At 64.0% G+C, this 21,693-nt stretch carries 17 protein-coding genes and 2 pseudogenes; 8 read left to right on the top strand and 11 right to left on the bottom strand.

Annotated elements, in window-relative coordinates; all coding sequences use genetic code 11:
• Nucleotides 1–115: 115 nt before the first annotated feature.
• Nucleotides 116–616 (bottom strand): Lrp/AsnC family transcriptional regulator, encoded by a 501-nt coding sequence (locus tag U8D42_RS28355; RefSeq protein WP_014379553.1) that lies wholly within the window; start codon nt 614–616, stop codon nt 116–118.
• Between the two features lie 157 nt (nt 617–773).
• Between U8D42_RS28355 and U8D42_RS28350 the strand changes: the two genes are divergently transcribed.
• The 3 genes from U8D42_RS28350 to dmpG all read left to right on the top strand — a co-directional run bounded on the left by U8D42_RS28350 (nt 774) and on the right by dmpG (nt 6,704).
• Nucleotides 774–4,238: an indolepyruvate ferredoxin oxidoreductase family protein gene (locus U8D42_RS28350; RefSeq protein WP_141224620.1), complete on the top strand. Its 3,465-nt coding sequence runs from the start codon at nt 774–776 to the stop codon at nt 4,236–4,238.
• A 405-nt stretch (nt 4,239–4,643) separates the two neighbouring features.
• A complete protein-coding gene (locus tag U8D42_RS28345) occupies nt 4,644–5,576 on the top strand; it encodes an acetaldehyde dehydrogenase (acetylating) (protein WP_009953903.1) in 933 nt (310 codons plus the stop codon).
• Nucleotides 5,577–5,624: 48 nt separating this feature from the next.
• A complete protein-coding gene (gene dmpG, locus U8D42_RS28340) occupies nt 5,625–6,704 on the top strand; it encodes a 4-hydroxy-2-oxovalerate aldolase (protein WP_009953902.1) in 1,080 nt (359 codons plus the stop codon).
• Nucleotides 6,705–6,976: 272 nt separating this feature from the next.
• On the opposite strand, the gene U8D42_RS28335 is transcribed toward dmpG, so the two are convergent.
• The 4 genes and pseudogenes from U8D42_RS28335 to istB all read right to left on the bottom strand — a co-directional run.
• Entirely contained in the window at nt 6,977–7,582 is a 606-nt protein-coding gene (locus tag U8D42_RS28335; protein WP_225323321.1) for a TetR/AcrR family transcriptional regulator, read from the bottom strand.
• 203 nt (nt 7,583–7,785) lie between these two features.
• Nucleotides 7,786–8,427, bottom strand: coding sequence for a hypothetical protein (locus U8D42_RS28330; RefSeq protein ID WP_014379547.1), 642 nt, complete (start codon nt 8,425–8,427; stop codon nt 7,786–7,788).
• Nucleotides 8,406–8,639: a hypothetical protein gene (locus U8D42_RS28325; RefSeq protein ID WP_014379546.1), complete on the bottom strand. Its 234-nt coding sequence runs from the start codon at nt 8,637–8,639 to the stop codon at nt 8,406–8,408. Before U8D42_RS28325 ends, U8D42_RS28330 begins: the two co-directional genes overlap by 22 nt.
• 834 nt (nt 8,640–9,473) lie before the next feature.
• A pseudogene (gene istB / locus U8D42_RS28320) lies at nt 9,474–10,062 on the bottom strand (IS21-like element helper ATPase IstB); the annotation flags it as partial.
• A 331-nt stretch (nt 10,063–10,393) separates the two neighbouring features.
• Between istB and U8D42_RS28315 the strand changes: the two are divergent.
• Entirely contained in the window at nt 10,394–10,849 is a 456-nt protein-coding gene (locus U8D42_RS28315) for a nuclear transport factor 2 family protein (RefSeq protein ID WP_009953895.1), read from the top strand.
• Between the two features lie 377 nt (nt 10,850–11,226).
• Here U8D42_RS28315 and U8D42_RS28310 read toward each other — a convergent pair whose 3' ends face one another.
• Both U8D42_RS28310 and U8D42_RS28305 read right to left on the bottom strand, forming a co-directional pair.
• Nucleotides 11,227–11,619 carry a DUF732 domain-containing protein gene (locus U8D42_RS28310; protein ID WP_020415599.1) on the bottom strand — a complete coding sequence of 131 codons (393 nt, stop codon included), beginning with the start codon at nt 11,617–11,619 and terminating at the stop codon, nt 11,227–11,229.
• Between the two features lie 300 nt (nt 11,620–11,919).
• Nucleotides 11,920–13,365 (bottom strand): class I adenylate-forming enzyme family protein, encoded by a 1,446-nt coding sequence (locus tag U8D42_RS28305; RefSeq protein ID WP_009953892.1) that lies wholly within the window; start codon nt 13,363–13,365, stop codon nt 11,920–11,922.
• Between the two features lie 118 nt (nt 13,366–13,483).
• Here U8D42_RS28305 and U8D42_RS28300 point away from each other — a divergent pair, with 118 nt between their 5' ends.
• From U8D42_RS28300 to U8D42_RS28285, 4 genes and pseudogenes are all read left to right on the top strand, one after another.
• Nucleotides 13,484–14,305: an SDR family NAD(P)-dependent oxidoreductase gene (locus tag U8D42_RS28300; RefSeq protein WP_009953891.1), complete on the top strand. Its 822-nt coding sequence runs from the start codon at nt 13,484–13,486 to the stop codon at nt 14,303–14,305.
• Nucleotides 14,302–15,444: an acyl-CoA dehydrogenase family protein gene (locus U8D42_RS28295; RefSeq protein WP_009953890.1), complete on the top strand. Its 1,143-nt coding sequence runs from the start codon at nt 14,302–14,304 to the stop codon at nt 15,442–15,444. The genes U8D42_RS28300 and U8D42_RS28295 overlap by 4 nt, the downstream gene beginning before the upstream one ends.
• A complete protein-coding gene (locus tag U8D42_RS28290; protein WP_020188798.1) occupies nt 15,441–15,887 on the top strand; it encodes a Zn-ribbon domain-containing OB-fold protein in 447 nt (148 codons plus the stop codon). Before U8D42_RS28295 ends, U8D42_RS28290 begins: the two co-directional genes overlap by 4 nt.
• A gap of 103 nt (nt 15,888–15,990) precedes the next feature.
• Nucleotides 15,991–17,110, top strand: a pseudogene (locus tag U8D42_RS28285) (phosphotransferase).
• 19 nt (nt 17,111–17,129) lie between these two features.
• Here U8D42_RS28285 and U8D42_RS28280 read toward each other — a convergent pair.
• Genes U8D42_RS28280 through U8D42_RS28265 form a run of 4 tightly spaced genes read right to left on the bottom strand, consistent with a single transcriptional unit; the run spans nt 17,130 to nt 21,675 of the window.
• Entirely contained in the window at nt 17,130–17,951 is an 822-nt protein-coding gene (locus U8D42_RS28280) for a mycofactocin-coupled SDR family oxidoreductase (protein WP_011724961.1), read from the bottom strand.
• A 16-nt stretch (nt 17,952–17,967) separates the two neighbouring features.
• Nucleotides 17,968–18,378: a Zn-ribbon domain-containing OB-fold protein gene (locus U8D42_RS28275; RefSeq protein ID WP_033722650.1), complete on the bottom strand. Its 411-nt coding sequence runs from the start codon at nt 18,376–18,378 to the stop codon at nt 17,968–17,970.
• Nucleotides 18,375–19,511: a thiolase C-terminal domain-containing protein gene (locus tag U8D42_RS28270; protein WP_009953884.1), complete on the bottom strand. Its 1,137-nt coding sequence runs from the start codon at nt 19,509–19,511 to the stop codon at nt 18,375–18,377. The genes U8D42_RS28275 and U8D42_RS28270 overlap by 4 nt, the downstream gene beginning before the upstream one ends.
• A gap of 13 nt (nt 19,512–19,524) precedes the next feature.
• Nucleotides 19,525–21,675 carry an acyl-CoA dehydrogenase gene (locus U8D42_RS28265; protein WP_011724959.1) on the bottom strand — a complete coding sequence of 717 codons (2,151 nt, stop codon included), beginning with the start codon at nt 21,673–21,675 and terminating at the stop codon, nt 19,525–19,527.
• Nucleotides 21,676–21,693 lie beyond the last annotated feature (18 nt).

The following is a 21,693-nucleotide window of genomic DNA, read 5'->3' as shown; positions in this document are numbered from 1 at the left end:
CTCAGATGACGAAACGTCTACTATGGATAGTACAGATTGCATAATATGTGTTCAATAGGTAACCCTTGCCCGCCGGTACGGTGCTGACAGCGAACCAGCCCCGACCGCCGACCCCTCAATCCTTCGGCGTCGACCGTCCCCAACCCGCGTTGCGCGTCATGTCCTTGAGCAGCGGCACGGCCCGAAAGGTCAGCGGAGTCGTCAGCGCCAACGTCGTCGTCGAGTGCACCACCCCCGGAATACCGACCACCTGCTCGATCAACTGTTGGAGTCCGGCCTGTGTCTCGGTAGCGACGCGGACCAGAAGATCTTCGCGCCCTGTGGTCGCGTGGATCTCCAGCACCTGAGGTATCCCGATGAGAGCTTCCACGATTGGGCCGAGGCGGCCCTGTTGCACCTCGAGTCCGATGAAGGCCTGCGTGGCGATTCCGATCCGTGCGAGGTCGAGTTCGGGGCGGTAGCCGGCGACCAGCCCGCCCTCTTCGAGTCGCTTCAGCCGGGATTGCACGGTGTTACGCGAAATGCCCAGCCTGGACGCCAGTTCCAGGACTCCGGCCCGCGCGTCGCGCGCGAGCATCTCGAGCAGATCGACGTCGAGCCGATCAATGCTGAACATTCGAGTCACCCCACTAAGTTGTTTTACCTGTACAACTGAACTATTTGCTCAGTTGAAACAAGATTAGTTGACCTGAAATCCATTCCAGACCAACCTGATAGGAACTTTCGAACCACATGCCACCCGCGACTCATTAACCCCTGAACGGCGCATCACCTTGACTGATCTTTGTACAGCCGGGCCCGACCCCGACCTCAACGCGCGGTACCGGCCATCCTCCGGGCCAGTCCTGCTGACTGGAGTGCAAGCAATCGCTCGATTGATGGTCGAACAGCACGAACGGGACGCCCGCAATGGCCACCACGTCGCCACCTTCGTCTCGGGGTATCAGGGCAGTCCGCTTGGCGGACTGGACCAGCTGTTAGCCAGCCTGCCCAACCTCGAATCCGAGCATCATGTCTACCTTGTGCCGGGAGTCAACGAAGAACTCGCCGCCACGTCGGTGTGGGGTAGCCAGAATGACCTGCCCCGTGGTAGCCGCAGCTACGACGGGGTGATCGGTGTCTGGTACGGCAAGGGCCCTGGGCTAGACCGCGCCAGCGACGCCCTGCGCCACGGAGCGATGTATGGGGCAAACCCCGCAGGCGGTGCGCTCGCCCTGGTCGGTGACGACCCCGGCGCGAAGTCCTCGAGCCTCCCGGTCGCCAGTGAGCGATCCCTGGCGGCCCTATCGATGCCGATCCTGTTCCCCCGCAATGCCGAAGAGGTCATCAGGTTCGGCATGTACGGCATCGCGTTGTCGCGCGCCTCGGGATGCTGGGCTGCCATGAAGATCGTCGCCGACGTCGCAGACGGACTCTGGACGCTGGACCGCGACTTCTCCGACTTCGACATCACCGTCCCCACCATTGAATGGGACGGCCGACCCTGGACCTACCGCCAACGCATCTGCGCCGCTCCGCCGGACAGCCTGCTCGCCGAGGCGGACCTATACGGCCCCCGCTGGGCGATGGTGCGAGCATTCAACGCCGCCAACGACCTCGACCGTATCGAGGTTGATCCCGCGCAGGCATGGCTGGGCATCGTCGCCGTCGGCACGGCCTACGACACGGTGCGCGAGGCACTCGTCGACCTAGGGTTGACCGACCCGGCCCTGACCCGATCAGGCATCCGCATCCTGCGCATCGGTATGCCCTATCCCCTTGACCCACAAATTGTCTCCCGCCTGGCCGACGGCGTCGAGCGGATATTGGTGGTCGAGGACAAATCGGCGTTCGTCGAGACGCAGGTCAAGGACATCCTCTACGGCCGCCGCGCGGCGCCCGAGATCCTGGGTAAGAAGGCGTCCAACGGGAGCACGCTGATACCCCCGGATGGCGAACTCACCACCGCACGCCTGCTCGTACCGCTTCGCGCGGTATTGAAGGAACGGGTGGCACTCGCGCCCGCCCCGCCGCCGGCGCTCGACCTGACGGTGCTGCCCTCCACCCGGACCGCCTACTTCTGCTCCGGTTGTCCACACAACCGCTCCACCGCGGTGCCGGACGGATCGCTGGCCGGCGGCGGAATCGGCTGTCACACGCTAGTCACAATGTCCTCGCGAACAGATTCTGCGGTCACTGCCCTCACCCAGATGGGAGGCGAGGGCGCGCAATGGATCGGCCAGGCGATGTTCACCGATGTCCGACACATTTTCCAAAACATCGGCGACGGAACCTATTTTCATTCTGGACAGCTTGCGGTGCAGGCATGTGTCGCCGCCGGTGTGAACATCACCTACAAGATCCTCTACAACAGCGCGGTCGCGATGACCGGAGCCCAGGACGTCGCGGCAGGACTGACGGTTCCCGAACTCACCCACAAACTCATCGCCGACGGTGTGTCAAAAGTGATCGTCTGCGCCGACGAGCCCGAGCGACACAAGGGTGCGGTGTTCGCGGACGGAGTGCTGCTGTGGCCCCGCGATCGCCTCGACGAGGCACAGCGTCTGTTGCGTGACACCCAAGGCGTCACGGCACTGATCTACGACCAGCAGTGCGCGGCAGAAGCCCGCCGCAAGCGTAAGCGCGGAATGCTGCCGCCCCGGCGCACTCGGGTGGTGATCAACGAGTCGGTCTGTGAAGGCTGCGGCGATTGCGGCGTCAAGAGCAACTGTCTGTCGGTTCAGCCGGTCGAAACTGAACTCGGCCGCAAGACCCGAATCGACCAGAGCACCTGCAACACCGACTACTCCTGCCTGGACGGCAACTGTCCGTCATTCGTGACCGTGGAAATGCCCGCGACAAAGGGCCCTTCCACTGAGATCGAGCGACCCATCCCGCCATACGCGCCCGACCCCGAGGTGGCACCGATCTCCGGTGTCTACAACGTCTTTCTGGCCGGCATCGGGGGAACGGGAATCGTGACCGTCAACCAGGTGCTGGCGATGGCCGCCCTGCGCACCGGCTTTTACGCCGAGGGCCTGGACCAGACGGGCCTCAGCCAGAAGGCTGGACCGGTCACCTCCCACCTACGGCTCAGTACCGAAGCCGTCCCCTCATCCAACCGAATCAGCGCCGGGGCGGCCGATTGCATACTGGCCTTCGACCTGCTCACGGCCGTCGATTCCCAGAACATCCGCTATAGCAACCCGGTTCGCACCGTCGCGGTCGCCTCGACCAGCAGGACGCCCACCGGCGACATGGTCTACGACGCCGCCGTCGAGCACCCGAGCGATGACTCGCTGCTGTCTCGGTTGAAGGTTCGGACTCGGTCGCTCGTGTCCTTTGACGCGCTGGCCGCCGCCGAACGCCTCTTCGGAAACACCACCACCGCGAACTTTCTCTTGGTCGGCGCCGCGTATCAACTCGGCGCGCTCCCGGTGACCGCCGCCGCGATCGAGGACGCGATTTCGATCAACGGGGTCGCCGTGCAGATGAATCAAGCGGCCTTCAGGTGGGGTCGGGTCGCCGTCGCCAACCCCGCGGAATTCCGGACCGCCACCGCAGACCCGGCCGACGACCCGACGCCTCAGGTGCCGAGCCATCTCTTCACGACGAGCACGGTCACGGGCGCCGTGCGTGAACTCTTGGAACGGCGGGCGGCGGACCTGGTCGCATACCAGGACGACCACACGGCTGCTCGGCTGATCAACCTGACACAACGTGCGTGGGATCAGGAGCGCGAAATCACCGAGCGCACCGACCTGTCTGAAGCCATAACCCGAAACTTCTTCAAGCTCATCGCATACAAGGACGAGTACGAGGTCGCCCGCATGCTCACCGACCCGGTGTTCCTCGCATCGGTGCGGTCACAGGTCCCCGGCGGGGAAAACCTGACCTTCAAGCTGCACCCACCGATATTGAAGGCACTCGGTCGCAAGAAGAAGATCAGCATGGGTCCGCGCACCCACGTAGCGCTTCGGCTCCTGGCGAAGGCTAAACGTCTCAGGGGAACGCCTCTGGACCCCTTCGGCTACACCGAGATGCGACGGCTCGAACGTCGGTTGATCACCCACTACGAAGCAACCATCAACGACCTCCTGCGGTCGCTCACACGCGACTCCTACGAATGGGCACTGGCCGTCGCCTCAGCCCCCGATCTCATTCGCGGCTACGAGGAAGTCAAGGTGCGTAACCTTGGCGCCTATCTGGCACGTCTCGACGAACTTGGGATCGCTACCGACGCGCTGCCGCTCACGTGACGGACGACGGGCGGCTTGTTGTTGGCGCAGCCGGGGCCGCGTGCTGGAACACGACCACAACGCATGATCCTGGCGCGCCGACCGCATCCCGGTCAGCTGCGCCGACTAACCCTGGTACCCGATCCGGAACTTGCTGTGCGCGCGCACATCCCCGAAGTCGGTGCAATGAAGCGCTAATCCGCAGCGGGCTCGGCGTGAACTGCAACGCTGGAGCCCAATCCTGCTCGGGTCACCGTGGTTCTCGTGCTGGGCGTCCACCTGTTGCCGCCATCGGAGACGTGGCCAGGGTCGACCTCAAACCACGACCAACGGCGGCCGGGTGAAGTTCGGGCTCAGTCGGAGATTCCAGTCGCGCTGGCTGAACCAATTCTTTTCAAACGCTGCACGCCATTATGAGGAGCACATATGCCGTCTAAGTCGTCCATCGCCATTGTCGGGTCGGGGAACATCAGCACTGACCTGCTTTACAAACTGCTGCGTTCGGACTGGCTGGAACCGCGCTGGATGGTCGGCATTGACCCGGAGAGCGAGGGTTTGGCCCGGGCCCGCAAGCTGGGTCTGGAGACCACCCACGAGGGTGTGGACTGGCTGTTGGCCCAGTCCGAGAAGCCCGACCTGGTGTTCGAGGCGACCAGCGCCTACGTGCACCGCGACGCGGCCCCCAAGTACGAGGCCGCCGGCATCCGGGCCATCGACCTGACCCCGGCCGCGGTGGGCCCCGCGGTGATCCCGCCGGCCAACCTGCGCGCGCACCTGGACGCGCCGAACGTCAACATGATCACCTGCGGCGGGCAGGCCACCATCCCGATCGTCTACGCGGTGTCGCGCGCCGTCGCCGACCTCGGCGGCGTGCCGTACGCCGAGATCGTCGCCTCGGTCGCCTCGCTGTCGGCCGGCCCCGGCACCCGCGCCAACATCGACGAGTTCACCAAGACCACCAGCCGGGGTGTGGAGACCATCGGCGGCGCCAAGCGTGGCAAGGCGATCATCATCTTGAATCCGGCGGACCCGCCGATGATCATGCGCGACACCATCTTCTGCGCCATCCCGGAGGACGCCGACCGGGACGCGATCGCCAAGTCGATTCACGACGTGGTGGCCGAGGTGGCGACCTACGTGCCGGGTTACCGGCTGCTCAACGAGCCCCAGTTCGATGACCCGTCGATCCACTCCGGGGGCCAGGCACTGGTCACCACGTTCGTCGAAGTGGAGGGTGCGGGCGACTATCTGCCGCCTTACGCTGGAAATCTCGACATCATGACCGCCGCGGCCACCAAAGTCGGCGAGGAGATCGCCAAGGAGTCCTTGAGCGCGACGGCCGGAGGAGCGCAATCATGAGCCGCGCCGTCGACGATGCAGAGCGAAGCGATGAGGAGGAGCGGCGCTATGACTTCTGACATCTTCTTCAACCCGATCTGGGACGTCCGGATGACCGACACGTCGTTGCGGGACGGCTCCCACCACAAACGTCACCAGTTCACCACCGACGAGGTCGGCGCCATCGTGGCCGCCCTGGATGCCGCGGGGGTGCCCGTCATCGAGGTCACCCACGGCGACGGCCTGGGCGGCTCGAGCTTCAACTACGGGTTCTCCAAGACACCCGAGCAGGAGCTGATCAAGCTGGCCGCCGACACGGCCAAAGAAGCCAAGATCGCCTTTCTGATGCTGCCCGGTGTGGGCACCAAGGAGGACATCAAAGAGGCCCAGAACAACGGCGGGGAGATCTGCCGGATCGCCACGCACTGCACCGAGGCCGACGTGTCGATCCAGCACTTCGGGCTGGCCCGCGAACTGGGCCTGGAGACCGTCGGGTTCCTGATGATGAGCCACACCATCACCCCCGAGAAGCTGGCCGCCCAGGCCCGCATCATGGCCGACGCGGGCTGCCAGTGCGTCTACGTGGTCGATTCGGCCGGGGCGCTGGTCCTCGAGGGCGTGCGTGACCGGGTCGCCGCGCTGGTCGCCGAGCTCGGCGACGACGCCCAGGTCGGCTTCCACGGCCACGAGAACCTCGGGCTCGGCGTCGCCAACAGCGTCGAGGCCGTCCGGGCGGGCGCCAAGCAGATCGACGGCTCCTGCCGCCGGTTCGGCGCCGGGGCCGGCAACGCGCCCGTCGAAGCCCTGATCGGGGTGTTCGACAAGATCGGCGTCAAGACCGGGATCGACTTCTTCGACATCGCCGACGCCGCCGAAGAGGTGGTCGCCCCCGCCATGCCCGCCGAGTGCCTGCTCGACCGCAACGCCCTGATCATGGGCTACTCCGGCGTGTATTCGAGCTTCCTCAAGCACGCCATCCGCCAGTCCGAGCGCTACGGTGTGCCGGCCCACCAGCTGCTGCACCGGGCGGGCCAGCGCAAACTCATCGGCGGCCAGGAAGACCAGCTCATCGACATCGCGCTGGAGATCAAACGCGAGCACCACACCGTCAAGGCCGTCACCGTTGACCAGACACCGCAGGGGGCCTAACCGAATTCTTTCGAGCATCAGGCGACTCGCGTGGCCGAAGGCGGTGAGCACACACAGTTAGGCAACTACGTGGCTCGCGCACCACCACAGCCACACCTGTCAGCATCTCGTCATCCGCGACGGCAAAGCAGTCGTTACCGACACCGCCGCGTGATCCGCATCTCAAACAGATACCGCATGACCCGGCTTCGCCGGGTGCCTTGGCCCTGCCTACTCACCATTCGACGAAGTGCCGGTACGGGACTGCCGGGCGGCCTCGCCGAGTCCTCCGATCAGGTAGAGGTCGCCGCTGCCGGCCTTGCCTCAGTGCTGTTTGGGCTCGCGGCGAACAGCGCCGTCACGACCGCGGGAACCTCATCCTGCTGGCTTCCGGGCAGGAGCAAAGTCGATATCACACTGCGCAGAAAGAGATCTGCAAGTTGGCGTTCCGTCAATGCTCCACTCATCACCAGCGGTGACTCGTGGGTGGCCGGACCAAGCGCTTCGACGACCAAGTCAATCAAGTTCGGGAATATGTCACGGATTAACGACAACGTGAACTCTGGTGCTACGTCAAACATCCGAGTCAGATCCGCTCCGGCGGCGTTATAGCCGGTCAGAGTATCCATAACGACTTTGACCCGCGATGAAGGATCGGGAGTAGCCGCGATAGCTTTTGCGAACGCCTCTGCGGCGCCCTCCTCGAAGTGGCGTCCCAGGTGCCTCAAAACGTCGTCTTTGCTGTCGAAATAACGATAGAAAGTGCCACGCGCTACCTGTGACGCCGCGCAAATGTCACTCACCGAGAGCTTCTGGGTGCCCTTTCGGTTAAGCGCCTTCATAGTGCCTGTCAGAATCTTCTGCACAGCACTATTGGATCGCTGGCGGTCAACAGCCATTTGCTCTCCTCTGTCATTTGCTAAAGCGATTGGACCACCGGCTCGCCGGGAGGATAAAGCCTCCTGGCTAACTTAGACTCAATGTCGGTCGCCGAGCCGTGGACGGCTGGGCGGTGTAGGCGGTTTGATACTGCCGCCGCGGATGTTTTCGATATTCATGAGCCTCGATACCGACGCGGTCGCCGACGGCGAGGCCGGCGGCTTCATCCATCCCATTTCTCCGAGTTTGCCGGTGATGGTGTCGCCGTCGTCTTGCTGGATGAGCCACGAGACGGCGTTGATAGCGCGGTATTCGCCGAAGATGTGTACGGGTTGTTCATCGAAGTCGGCGTTTCGACAGTGGCGGCGACGTGGGCGGCTGCAGTTGACGACACCATGACGCGGTGGATGGCGCGCGATGGTTGCTGCCAGTCGATTTCGATGTCGCAGCGGGCGCGGTCCAGCGTTTTGGACAGATCGCGTAGGGCTGAGGCAGTACGCGGCCCATCTCGGTGAGCTGTTGCACAAAGCCCAATGGTGCGGGCTGGGTCCGATGTCGTTGGCGGCGCTGAACACATCGATCGCCGTACCGGTTGCGGTGTCGAGCAACTGGCCTTCAGTTTCGAGAGTTCGGCGAACATGCCGACCTTTCCGCCGTCGTGGCCGGTTTCGGCGATCGGTGAGGTCGCGGGGGTGAGGGTCAAAATGATCGATCCGGCGCCGGGTGGGGACCTCAGCAGCAGGTCGGTGCGGCGGCGTATATCGGCGTCGAGTTGGTGTCCGAGCGCTTTATCGCCCTGTTGGGCTACCCCGACCGCGGTGGCCAGGCGTTGAAATCCGGCCATCACGCAGGCAACTTCGAACACCCGCCCGACACCCCGGTCACGCCGTCGCCCCTTATGCGGATGTCGTCACGCGAAGACACTGTTCGCCCGAGGGCGTCGTCAGCGACCAGGGCCGCGACGCTGATGCGGGACAAGTCATCATCACGAGTGCTCAAGGCTGACGTGTCGTGGTCCATCATGGCCGCCAGGATCGCCGCCTGCATCCGGTCGACGTCATCTCCACTGGTAGCCATTCACGATCACCTCCACATATCCGCAGCGCGGCAGCGCGTCCACGCGCCGGTGGCGAACCCATGGGCCCAGATGGCATTCGCTGCAGGTAATCATCCAACCGGCCTCTACGCTCCAGGTATAGGGGCAGGTAACGATCCTCGATCTCCGTCTCGGGTTGGCAGTGCCGAGGCGGCCACGACAGTATCGACCCGCACTCCAACAACCTGGCGCAGCGTAGCGCGCTGCGCGAAGGCCCGCAGGACTTTGGCGCTCGGCCGGGCGGCGATGGTGTCGTCGACGACGATCTGGCCTGGCCCGCCGCCGGCCCCGCTGGCAGTGGAGTCGCCGCTTCGGCTGCCACATTGGTGAGGGCGCCCAGTTGGTCATCCTCGCCAGTGTTGAAGGTGTCGATCCGCGCGCTCAGAGGGTGCCAATCAAGGCGCCGTGTTTGATCCGCATCCGGGCACTGGGTAGTCAGCGAGTCGTCGGGCGTCGCGCTCGCCAGCGATCAGACGCCGCGAGCATGTCGCGCACCGAGACGGTATCTAGTTTCGACTGGCCACCGCCCGACACCTTAATCAATGCGCCCTCGAGCAGCTTCTTCAGCCGCTTCCAGTAGCGCGGTCAAGGCGCTGGGCGGACGACGGGTGCCGGTCTGTCGGTTCCGGTCGAAAAGTGAGCAGGTGATTCCGGTCGAAAAGTGTGCACCCGCACCGACCGACGCTTCCTGCCGCGCCGGAACGTGAGATCTCCGAACCTGGAGTTGTCGTGCACGATGACGAGGTGGGCGCTGTTGACGACGGTCGAAAACTAGGCCAGGAGCGACGGTGAAAAAGTAGGCCACGTGGTCGTGGTTATTGTGCCGTGTTGTCGGCTCTGGCGGAGGGCAAGGTGTCGATTCCGGTGTCTTTGAGGCGGCAGCTGGAGCTTTTGAGGGTCAGGACGTCGGCGTGGTGGACGATGCGGTCGATCATGGCCGCGGCTACCACTTGATCTCCGAACACATCACCCCAGCGGGCGAAGGGCAGGTTGGAGGTCAAGATCAGCGAGGCGTGCTCGAAGCGGCGGGAGACCAGTTGGAAGAACAGGTTCGCGGCGTCCTGTTCGAAGGGGATGTAGCCGACCTCGTCGACGACGAGCAGCCCGATGCGGCGCAGCTTGGCCAGCTCGGCCGGTAGTCGCCCGGCGTTGTGGGCGGCCTTTGAGCCGGGCGACCCAGTCCACCGCGGTGGCGAACGCGATTCGGTGCCCGGCCTGTGCGGCCTTGATCGCCAACCCGATCGCGAGGTGGGTCTTGCCAGTGCCCGGCGGGCCGAGCAGCACCACGTTGCGGGCCTTGCCCAGGAACGCCCCTGTACCCAGATGAGCGACCATGTCCCGGTTGAGTGCGGGTTGATGATCGAAGTTGATGTCCCCCAACGATTTGCGGGTCGGGAATCCTGCTCGTACTTCGGCGGACCATGGCTGGCCACCGCGGCCGCCACGGTGTCACGCGCGATGCCAAGTTGTCGTGCGATAGCCCGCTGCGACAAACCCTCGCTGCGGTGAAGATGCCTGATCAAGGCCCAGTCTTCCAAGAGATCACCCCATCCAATCTGATCGGGTGGCCTACTTTTCAACCGTCGCAACTGGCCGGGTCTTCAACCGTCGTCAACAGGCGCAACCTGGTGCTCACCGGACCGCCACCGAAGTTCCACGGAGCTCGGGATATCTTCGAGTTGTTGCTGGGCCAGCCCTAGTCGGCTAAATCGGTGCTTGTGCGCCTTCAGAGAGGATGGTCGTGAACGACTACGAAGCGATCAGACGCGTTATCGCGTTGCACGCTCAGCTACTCGATGAGCGTCGATGGCCCGAACTTGCGGCGTTATTTTGCCCGGATGGTGTGCTGCCGTGGGGTGGAAACACGTTTCGGGGGCGCAAAGAGATCATCGAGGGACTGCCCGGGACGCAACCGAAGATCCCGCACAGGATCAAACATTTCGTGTACGCACCGGTAATCGAGATCTATGGAAACGATGCCAGAGCCTGGAGCGATGTGATCGTGTCGCTGGTACCTGAAGAGGGCCCCGCCGAGATGTCGTTTGTAGGGCGCTATCACGATCACCTTCGTCGTGAAAATGGGCGCTGGCTACTGTCCAAGCACATCACGGTGAAAACCGGCGACGCGCTGCCTGACGACGAACGATTGCCGTCAGGGCTTTACGCCGACGACCGGACCCGCCAGGAGTAACCGCCGATGCTCACTGAGCGCCACCGAAGTTCCACTGAACACGGGACATCCTCTCGCAGACAAGAGGATTCAATGACGATCTATCTAGAAGATAAGTGGTCAGGGTAACGCAGGCTCGCCGATAATGACCTAAGTGCTGGAAGGCGCTCGCGATCGACCCCGGTCTAATGTGACCCGCACACCAGCCAGTCTAGTGGACACACGCGATTCTTCAGTCGCAGACGCCAATATCCTTGGTGCAGAACACGGGTCTGCTGCACGGATAGGTGACATGTAGACCTGATCGTGCAGCAGACCCGGTGGCTGCCTGCGAGCCATCGCTTGTCGTAACATCGAGTGCGGGTAGTCAGGCCCTGAGTGAGTACAAAAAGGTTGCCTCAGTAATAGGTACCGGGCGCGGATGCTCCGCCCGGAGGTTGGTAGCCAGCGGCTGAGTTCCGCAGCTGCCATATCAGCTCAGGGCAAAGCAAGTTAACCGCATAGGAGACTAGGTAATTAGCCGCGAACTCATCGTTGGGGGTGACGTCACTCTTGACCTCACCCATGACTTGCCCGTAGCCCTCGCCCCGGCCGACTTTGTCGCAAATTCCGTGGCCATAGCCCAGCGCGTCATTGTCAGGAAATCCGTAATGCCGCCGCACCACCACGTCGTACACGTACTCGACCTCGGGCGCCGGAGCGGCATGTACACGCGGTGGTGACGACAACAGGAGCCCGGCGATGGCAACTGCGCCGGCGATCAAAGCAGCCAGCGATTTCCAACGCTTCATGGTTGGCGGCTCGAACGTGTGGCCTGCATCGCCACAATTGGGTCCAAAAGTGCACCTTGGTCCACCCGTTGAGCTGATCGGCTTCGCACGGCAGTGGGCATAGATCCAGACGTTAAACTATATAACGGATAAGGTCCAGGTGCGTCACCATAGAAGTACAGGCAGACCACGCCCTGGCCGACCCTGATCGGGATTCCCATCGGTGAGATGGGCCAACGGGTAGGGCTCCGACAGTTGCGCCTACGCCAGATCCTCGGGAGCGCGACGCCCCCGCCTCCTGGTCCGGCGTGTGCAGATAACTCAAGTTGACGCGCCGTGCTGACGCTCAAGATGTGCCGCCCGAAGTGTGGCGCGAACGACTTTGCCTGCACTGTTCAGCGGCAGCTCGGTGACCGAATACCAATACTGTGGAATCTTGAAACCGGCGAGCTTGACCCGGGCGAAAGACCCTAGCTCCTCGGGCCGTGGCGGATGCACCAAATCTGTAGGAACTATGAACGCGGCCAGGGTTTCTCCGAGTCGCGTCTCTGGCACGCCCACGACGCCGACGGCGGCAACCCCGGGGTGGGCGCTGAGCACATTCTCGACTTCCAGCGGATAAACGTTCTCTCCACCGCGAACCACCATGTCGTGCCGACGACCGCAGAGGCGGAGATAACCGTCGGCATCCACCACACCCAGATCACCGGTGCGCAGCCATCCGTCGGCCGCCTGGCCGGAAAGGTGGGCCGCGGCGGCGAACACTTCGCCGATTCCTGCCGGGTCCGGCTCGTCGATCTGCAGGCGAAGGCCGTCCACCGGCCGGCCGACGGTAGACAGAATGTCGCGATCCTTAACCGCGGCCAACCGGTGGTCCGCTGGGCCCAAGCTGGTGATCGGACTGCCCTCGGTTTGGCCGTAGAGGCTGACCATCGCGACGTCGGGCAACACGTCAAGAACGCGTCGCAACGTGTCGACGGTGATCGGCGAGGCACCGTAGATCAATGTCTTCAGCGGAACCGCGTCGAGTAGCCCCTTGCCGAGCAGCATCTCGATCATGGTCGGAACGAGTAGACAGTGGGTGGCACCGAGTTGCTTCAGGCTGTGCCACCAATCGAAGGAGAATCTGTTGGTACAGATAACCGCCGCCCCGGCCGTGAGCGCCACCAGGACGTTGCCCAGTCCCCCAATGTGATGCAGCGGTGAGCCGGTGGCGTAGCGGTCGTCGGGGTCAATCTCGATCAGGCGACGCAAAAGCGTAGCGCGAGCGTCGAGCACTCGCTCAGTGAGTGGAACGGCCTTCGGGAATCCGGTCGTTCCCGCAGTGTGCAGGTAGATCGCCGTGGGACCTGGTTCCGGATGCAACGACCGATCCGACACCGGCAGGAAAGGTATTGTCACCGCCCGTATCCCAACCGCGTCGGCGACCTGCCGGGCAGCCCCGGCGAACTCGGCCTCAACGAGCAGGACTGGCGAGCCGCTCCGACGCACCATTGCGGCCAGCTCTGTCGGAGTCTGCCGCGGCCCAAGTAAAGCGAGCGGTCTGTTGGCGGCGGCGCCGCCCAACAGCAGGGCAAGCGCGCAGGCATTGGTGGTGAGCAACGCGGGGATCGGTTGACCTGCCGGCACGTTGAGGTCGCAGAGCAGGTCCGCGGCCGCGACCGCCTTACCGATCAGTTCGCGTCCACTTACAGAGCCCACTTCGCCGATGACCGCCACGCGTTCACTGCGTTCGTGGACTGCGCAAATCCGCTCGAGCCACGTCATCCGAGTGATTGAACCGGACTGGTCGGGTGGGTATCTCTCAACATCTCTCCTCACCGTTTCACCAAAGCGATAAATAGTTTACTGTTTGTGTGGACTGTACGAAGGAGGCCGTCGCACCGTGCGCATTATCGTCACCGGTGGAAACAGTGGCGTCGGGAAGGCGACCGCGCACGCAATGGCCGCTGCCGGCCACGAAGTGGTCATCGCCTGCCGCTCCTTGACGAAGGCGCACCAAGCCGCAGCGTCGATGCCCGGCGACGTCACGGTGCGCGAGCTGGATCTGGCCGACCTCACCAGCGTGCGCAAGTTCGCCGACACCGTCGACTACGTCGACGTGCTGGTGAACAACGCCGGTGTGTTGGGCTTGCCACTGACTCGGACAGCCGACGGCTTCGAGGCTCACATGGGCATCAATCACCTAGGCCATTTCGCGTTGACGTGCCTGCTCGGCGACCGGATCCGCGACCGGGTCGTGCTGGTGGCCAGCACCAACTACAACACCGCCCGTATGCACTTCGACGACCTCAACTACCACCATCGCCGCTACAACCCGTGGTCGGCGTACGGGGAGTCCAAGCTGGCGAACCTGTTGTTCGTGCGCGAACTGGTCGCCCGCGGCAAGACCGCCTACGCCTCCGATCCCGGCATGACCGACACCGGGATCACCCGCAACGGTTCGGGCGTGTTGCAGTGGGCAGGCCGAGTGCTCTCGCCACATATCGCGCAGAGCCCGGCCGACGGTGCCCGCTCGACCATTCAGGCGATCACCACGACGCTGCCCAACGGCACCTACATCGCGCCGCGCGGCCTGATGCACCAGTGGGGAAAACCAAAGCCCACCACACTCAGACACAAGGCCCGCGACGCGGACAGCGCGCGACGACTCTGGGACATCTCTGCCGAATTGACCGGTTGCGAGTGGCAGGACAGCCATCCATGACCGTTGACCGACTGCTGCCGACACCCGAAGCACGCGAACTGGTTCGACTGGCGGCCGATGTCGCGGACAAGGTGCTTGATCCGATCGTCGATGAGCATGAGAAGAACGAGACCTATCCCGAGGGAGTTTTTGCCACCCTGGGTGAGACCGGGCTGCTGACACTGCCGCACCCGGAGCAGTGGGGCGGTGGCGGGCAACCGTACGAGGTGTACCTACAGGTTCTCGAGGAGTTGGCGGCTCGGTGGGCGGCAGTCGCCGTAGCAGTCAGCGTCCACGTCCTGTCCTGCCATCCGTTGATCGCGTTCGGCACCGACGAACAGCAGCAGGAGTGGCTGCCGACCATGCTGGGTGGTCACACGATTGGCGCCTACAGCTTGTCCGAGCCGCAGGCCGGTTCCGATGCCGCCGCCCTGACCTGCAAGGCCACCGCGACCGACGGTGGTTACCGCGTCAACGGCGCCAAGGCCTGGATCACCCACGGCGGCATAGCCGATTTCTACAGCCTATTCGCCCGCACTGGTGAAGGTGGACAAGGTATTTCGTGCTTTTTGGTCGATAAAGACACCGAAGGACTCACGTTCGGCAAACCCGAGGAGAAGATGGGCTTGCACGCCATTCCGACCACCACGGCGCACTATGACAATGCGCTCGTGTCTGCCCAACGCAGGATCGGCGCCGAAGGGCAGGGCCTGCAGATCGCCTTCAGTGCATTGGATTCCGGACGCCTGGGCATCGCCGCGGTAGCCGTCGGACTGGCGCAGGCAGCCCTCGACGAGGCCGTTTCCTACGCTCAGCAACGAACGACGTTCGGTCGCAAGATCATTGACCATCAGGGCCTGGCTTTCCTGCTGGCGGACATGGCTGCCGCGGTCGACTCCGCGCGTGCCACGTACCTGGACGCGGCGCGGCGCCGCGACGCAGGACTGCCGTACTCGCGCAACGCTTCCGTGGCGAAGCTGATCGCCACCGATGCCGCCATGAAGGTCACCACCGACGCCGTGCAAGTGTTCGGCGGCTACGGCTACACCAGGGATTACCGTGTCGAGCGCTACATGCGCGAAGCCAAGATCACCCAGATCTTCGAGGGCACCAACCAGATTCAGCGGCTGGTGATCGGTCGATCGTTGGTCGGATCATGAACTACCAACGTCCCCAGTTGCGATTGGCGCCCAGCCCTACCGCCGAGTCGCTTGCGTTCTGGACCGGTGGTCGCAACGGCGAATTACTGATCACCCGCTGCCACGGCTGCGGCCACTTCTTTCACCCGCCGGGCCCGGCCTGCTGGCGCTGTCGCAGCACCGACGTTGCACCAGAACCCGTCTCCGGCCGGGCAACAGTCGCGGCATATACGGTGAACCGCCAGAACTGGATTCCTGGTTTCGAACCGCCCTACATCGTGGCGATGGTGGAGCTTGCCGAGGAACCCGATACCCGGTTGATTTCGAATGTGGTCGACGTTGCCCCGGAGGCGATCAGCGTCGGGATGGCCGTCGAGGTGTTCTTTGAAGACTGGACCGCGCTCTCGGGCGAAGAGGACAGCCGGGTGTGGGTGCCGCTGTTCCGGCCGGTCAAGACGAGGTAGTAAGCCGGTCCATCCAAAGGGTCCCAAAACCAGTTCATGCCTTGGGTCCGGTGATAACGTGACAGTCGACTGTCATTGTTGAATCTCACAGATGAGGATTGTGATGACCGGACAAGCCCTGCACGTCACGCTTCAGTCCGCCGAGGACATCACGCCTGCGATTCTGACGTCGCTGTTACGCCGACACGATCCCGAGGCGACGGTCACCCGCGTCACGATTGGGCACACCTGGCAGGGCACTACCTCGCACCTGCACCTCGACGTGGCCTACGCCGATCCGCAAACCCGACTTCCACAGCGGCTCTTCATCAAAACGCAATTGGGAACTGTGCACGACCTGCCGGAGGCGTTCGATGAGTCGCTGTCCGAAGGCGGCGGCGGGACCGTGTTGTACGACGACGAGACGAGGTTCTACCGCGACCTGCGCCCAGACCTGAGCGTCGAGACCATGACGACCTACTTCGCCGACCACCTCGACGGCCCGTCGCAGTTCCTGATCCTCGGAGAGGACATCACACTGCGCGGCGCGCAGGTCCCCGATGCGGTAGCCGGCCTTACTGTCGAGCAGGCCGACGCGCTGCTCGCAACGTTGAGCCAACTGCACGCTCCGTTCTGGGGCAGCCGACGGCTGGCGAACGGCGGCGACCTGTCTTGGTTACAGGACCCCGTCACCGGCGGGTTCGCACACTTTCTGCGCGACAAACGGGTTCGCGATAATCCGCGCTCTCGTTGATGCCCCGTACAAGAAGGCGCTGCTCGATGCTGCCGGCACTGACATGGACGGTATGGAGGCCGCTTTCTGGAGACTCCAGGACCGGGTGGCCCGCGAGCCGGTCACGGTGCTGCACGGGGATCCACACCCACGCAACACGTATGTGCTGCCCGACGGCCGAATGGGTCTCCTCGACTGGCAGCTGATTCGGCGCGGCTCGTGGTCACACGACGTCGGCTATGCGTTGATCGCCGCGCTATCCCCGGAGCTTCGGCGGGCCCACGAGCGCGAGTTGCTGGACAACTATCGCGGCCGGCTGCTCGACGCCGGCGTCACCTCGCTACCCGACCGCGAGTCCATGTGGACCGCGTATCGCCAGAGCCCGGCCTGGGGCTTCTGCATGTGGGCGATCGCGCCCGACCAGATGTATTCGGTCGAGGTCGTGGGCGCGGTGCTTGGCCGCTTCGCGGAGGCCTATTACGACCTGGGCACCGGCACGGTGTTGAGCTGACTCCGTGCGGCAGCAGCCGTCAGGTCATGTTCATGCCGGCGTCGAGCATTAGCGTTGTGCCCGTGTAATACCGGCCACTGTCCGAGACGAGGAACAACACCGTCTCCGAGACATCAGACGGTTCGATCACCGTCACCGGTAGGGCGTTAGTCATCGCCTTAGCGAGATGCTCATTCTGGGCGATCACCTCGAACAGCGCCGGATTCTCCACGATCATGGCGGTGTTGACACCGGTCGGTGCGATCGCCATGACACGGATATTTTTGGCTGCCATACGCTGTGCGTAGGCCCTTACCAGTCCAGTGACGCCGATTTTAGCCGCGGCGTACGCATCCGCGCCGCCGCTGCCGTCAGTCAGTGCCTTCAGACCAGCCATCGAGCTGGTGGCGACTATGGCACCGCCGCGATCGGACTTCATCATGTGGGCGCTTGCGATCTGCAGGGTGTTCCACACACCGGTGAGCAGCACGCCGATGCCGAGTTCCCACGCCGCCTCGGGATCAGGCTCGTCGACCCGGTTCAATACGATCCCCGCGTTAGCCACCACCGTATCTATGTAGCCGAATTCTGCGACGCCATCGTCGAAAGCGGCCTGTAGTGTTTTGCGGTCGCGGACATCAGCCTGACGGGCGATCATCCGCTGACCGGTCTTCTCCACCAAGTTGACGGTCTCGTCGAGGTCTTCCGGCGTGGCCATCGCATACAGCACGCCGTCGAGTTGGCGACAGATATCGACACCAACGATATCGGCACCTTCCTCGGCTAACCGGACAGCGTGCGACCGTCCCTGGCCCTTGCCAGCTCCGGTGATGAAGGCGACTCGACCGTCCATTCTGCCCATCTGCCACTCCCAGCCTTTACTTGATGACGAATTCTGGTATGCGATAACCACTTTCGCCGAGATCGACGATGCGTAGCTCAACGTCTTGTCCGATTCGGACGTCGGCGGGATCGACGTCGATGACGGCGTTGATCCGCAAGCCCGGCTGCTCCGCAAGTTCAACCAGCCCGACGACATAGGGAGGCGTACGGCCGGGAACCAGGGCCTGCCGGACGACGATGTAGCTGAAGATCGTGCCGTCACCGCTGACTTCCTCGAAGTGCACGGGACCACCGGTGTACCGGCTGCGTTCCAACGGCGGATGGATCCATTTCCCGGTGTCGTCGCAGCGACACAACATCAACTTACCGTTCTTCAGACCCTCCCAATACGGCGCCGAATCAGGGTCGGGTACCGGAATTGGGGCTACCAGTGCAGGATTCGTCACGGGTGCTCCTTGCTGTAGACGTTCGCACCACCGAAGGGCCCGCCGCCCGCGGTCACCAGTGCCAGTTGAGCGCCCTCGACCTGACGCACACCAGCCGCGTGGCGCAGTTGCAGCGCTGCCTCGTAGTGGTGGTTGAGGCCGTGAATATAGCCCTCGGACAGCAGCCCCCCGTGCGGGTTGACCACCACGTCACCGCCGTAGGTGGCGCGTCCGGTCGAGAAGAACTTGCCCACTTCGCCTTTCTCGCAGAAGCCGAAACCCTCCATGGTCGCCATCACCGTGTACGTGAAGCAGTCGTACATGCAGGCGACATCCATGTCGGCAGGGGTAAGCCCCGTCTTCTCCCAGATCTTCGGTCCTGCTGTGCGCGAGTACATCTCGGTGGGATCGTCCCACTCGCTCCAGCCGGCACCACCCTGTGAATTCGACGATCCGACCAGCCACATCGGGGGCTGCTTGGTGTTGCGGGCGATGTCCTCTCCGACGATCAGCACCGCTACCGCGCCGTCGACCTCCGAAGTGCAGTCCAGTACCCGGAACGGCTCGTTGATCCAGCGCGCCGCCAGATAGTCGTCCATGGTCAGCGGTTCGCGTCTCAGAGCGTGTTCGTTAGGCCCCGCATGATTGCGTTGAGTGATCGCGATGTGCCCCAAATCCTCGCTGGTGGAACCGTACTCATGCTGATGGCGACGGGCCCACATCGCGAACCACTGCGGCGGCACCATGAAACCGGACGCCGTGTCGAACTGGTCGTGGTGCTGCACCTGCATCGGTCCCTCAATATGGCCGAACCGGTAGCCCGAGCGGCCGTTCAGTGACCGGTACACCAGCACGGCCTTGCACATGCCGGCCTCGATTACCGCGGCGGCGGTGGCGATTTGGTCAGCCACGAGATTGCCGCCGCCGTACATGGCGTTGGCCCAAGCCAATTCGTCGATGCCAAGCGCCCATCCGACGAAGATCGGCTGCTCGGAGTCGTTGGCCATGAAGGTGCAGATGCCGTCGACGTCGGCCGGCGTGAGGCCGGCATCAGCGATGGCATCGCGGCAGGCAGCCACGGCCATCCCGCGGGTGGTGCGGCCGGAGTTGCGGGAGTACTCGGTACGACCGATCCCGACGACGGCACAGGTCATGTGGCTCTCCGATCTACTTAGGCGCCGGATCGCGGGGCAGGCCCAGAATGCGCTCCGCGATCAGGTTTCTGACGATTTCCGACGTACCGCCAGCGATAGTCAGGCACCGGCTGAACAGATAGTCGTGCACAACTTCGGGTTCCTCACCGACCAGGATGGCCCGGTCGGCAATCCGCAGCGCCAACTCTGCCACCCGCTGAGCATGCTCAGCCCCGAACAGCTTGGCGATGTTGCCTTCGATCCCGGCCCCGGCGTCGAAGACGGCGCGGGCAGCCTGCCGCAGGTTCAGCGTGGCCAAGGTGTAGGACTCGATCAGCAATGCACCGACCTCGCGGGCAACGCCACTGTCGCCGGGTCGGTGCCGCTCCAACAGATCGATCAAAGCTTCGGCCGTCATGGTGACAGAGCCACCGCCGATCGACACCCGTTCGTTGCCGAACGCCGCCATCGCCACGCTCCAGCCGTCGTTCACGGCGCCGACCACGTCGCGATCGGGCACGAAGACGTCGTCGAAAAAGACTTCGTTGAACAGCGTCTCGCCGGTGATCTCGGTGAGCGGGCGGATCCGCACCGCCGGATCGGAGAGGTCAATGATCATCGCCGTAATGCCCTTGTGCTTACGCGCTTTCGGATCGGTGCGCACGGTGGCCAGCCCGCGTTGGCAATTCACCGCATCACTGGTCCATACCTTTTGACCGCTGACCACCCAGCCGTCGGCGACCCGCGTGGCCTTGGTGGCAACTGCCGCCGCGTCCGAGCCCGCGCCGGGCTCACTAAAGAGTTGGCACCACCGCAGCTCGCCCTCGAGGCTCGGCCAGATCAATCGGTCTACCTGCTCCTTGCTGCCGTGCTGCAGGAGCGTCGGAACCACCCATTCGCCGAGTCCGAGGCTGGGTTTGTCCAACCCATCCAGTGCGTCCTCGATGATCAACTGCTCGACGCTGTCAGCGGCCCGTCCGTACGGCGCGGGCCAGTGCGGTTGCAGATAGCCGCTACGCGCCCAGAGCCGTTGGCGCTCAACGGCGTCGGACGCCTCGAGTTCGGAACGGAAATCCAGGGCGGCCTGCCGATATTGCTCGGCACCCTCGGGTAGGTCCACCGATTGACGCCGGCGCACGCCGTTGAGCTGCAGCGCGATGACCTTGTCCCGCAGTGCATCCTGATCACCGGCGAAGGCCTGCAGGACGGTGGCCCGCCTGATGTAGAGGTGGGCGTCGTGCTCCCACGTATAGCCGATGCCGCCGTGCACTTGCACGTTCTGCAGCGACACCCGCTGATAGGCGGTCAGCGCGTGTCCGGCGGCCATCGTGGCGGCCAGTTCGGCCTCCGCACCGACGGCGCGCGCGGCGTCCCATGTCGCGGCAGTGGCGAGCTCGGTGTCGACAAGCATGTTCGCGCAGTGATGTTTGATCGCCTGGAACGAGCCGATGGGCCTACCGAACTGCTCACGGCCGACGGCGTACGCCGTGGCCATCTCGGTGCAGGCGCCCAAACCGCCGACGGCTTCGGCCGCGGCCAGCAGACGAAGGATCCGCACCGCTACCCCGGCTGCGCCGGGGAAAACCTCGGCGACGTGAACGGAGTCCAGGCTGGCCACGATCACCGGTGCGAGCAGCTGATCCACTGAGTCAATGGTTCGGATGCTGACCCCGTCACCGGCCTGCACCAGGACGAGGTCGTCGCCGGAAGGAAGCAAGAAAAGGTCGGCGGCCGCTTCGGCCAGGGCGGGCACCGCAGCCGCTGAGACCGTCGAATCACGAACGGCGACATCGCTGTTCGTGCCGATACCCGCGACCACGTCACCGGATACCAGGCGCGGCAACCACCGCTCACGCTGCTCGTCGGTCCCTACTTCGGAGATCACCGCGGACACCGCGACCGTGGGAAGAAATGGCCCACCCACCGCGGCGCGACCGAGCTGCTCCAACACAATCGTCAGTTCAGGCAGTCCGTAACCCTGACCGCCGAATCTTTCGTCGATGTGCAGCCCAAGCCACCCGGTGGAGACCATCTCTTTCCAGAGCCCATCGGTCGACCACCACGCACCGCTCTTTTCGCGGTCGAGCAGGATCCGGCGGGCACGCACGGTGCCCGCGCGCCCGGCCACCATCGCGGCCGCGACTTCGGCGAGCGCGCGATGATCTTCGGTTATCGCCAATGGCATTGGCAGCTCTCCGTTCTG

It is taken from the genome of Mycobacterium europaeum (assembly GCF_034555895.2).
Taxonomy (GTDB): domain Bacteria; phylum Actinomycetota; class Actinomycetes; order Mycobacteriales; family Mycobacteriaceae; genus Mycobacterium; species Mycobacterium europaeum.
This window is presented reverse-complemented; position numbering and strand designations above follow the sequence as displayed.

Coding starts and splice junctions, on each gene's coding strand:
- U8D42_RS28355 (WP_014379553.1), bottom strand. CDS start 616: ATGTTCAGCATTGATCGGCTCGACGTCGATCTGCTCGAGATGCTCGCG.
- U8D42_RS28345 (WP_009953903.1), top strand. CDS start 4,644: ATGCCGTCTAAGTCGTCCATCGCCATTGTCGGGTCGGGGAACATCAGC.
- dmpG (WP_009953902.1), top strand. CDS start 5,625: ATGACTTCTGACATCTTCTTCAACCCGATCTGGGACGTCCGGATGACC.
- U8D42_RS28335 (WP_225323321.1), bottom strand. CDS start 7,582: ATGGCTGTTGACCGCCAGCGATCCAATAGTGCTGTGCAGAAGATTCTG.
- U8D42_RS28325 (WP_014379546.1), bottom strand. CDS start 8,639: ATGGCTACCAGTGGAGATGACGTCGACCGGATGCAGGCGGCGATCCTG.
- U8D42_RS28315 (WP_009953895.1), top strand. CDS start 10,394: ATGGTCGTGAACGACTACGAAGCGATCAGACGCGTTATCGCGTTGCAC.
- U8D42_RS28310 (WP_020415599.1), bottom strand. CDS start 11,619: ATGAAGCGTTGGAAATCGCTGGCTGCTTTGATCGCCGGCGCAGTTGCC.
- U8D42_RS28305 (WP_009953892.1), bottom strand. CDS start 13,365: ATGACGTGGCTCGAGCGGATTTGCGCAGTCCACGAACGCAGTGAACGC.
- U8D42_RS28295 (WP_009953890.1), top strand. CDS start 14,302: ATGACCGTTGACCGACTGCTGCCGACACCCGAAGCACGCGAACTGGTT.
- U8D42_RS28290 (WP_020188798.1), top strand. CDS start 15,441: ATGAACTACCAACGTCCCCAGTTGCGATTGGCGCCCAGCCCTACCGCC.
- U8D42_RS28280 (WP_011724961.1), bottom strand. CDS start 17,951: ATGGGCAGAATGGACGGTCGAGTCGCCTTCATCACCGGAGCTGGCAAG.
- U8D42_RS28270 (WP_009953884.1), bottom strand. CDS start 19,511: ATGACCTGTGCCGTCGTCGGGATCGGTCGTACCGAGTACTCCCGCAAC.
- U8D42_RS28265 (WP_011724959.1), bottom strand. CDS start 21,675: ATGCCATTGGCGATAACCGAAGATCATCGCGCGCTCGCCGAAGTCGCG.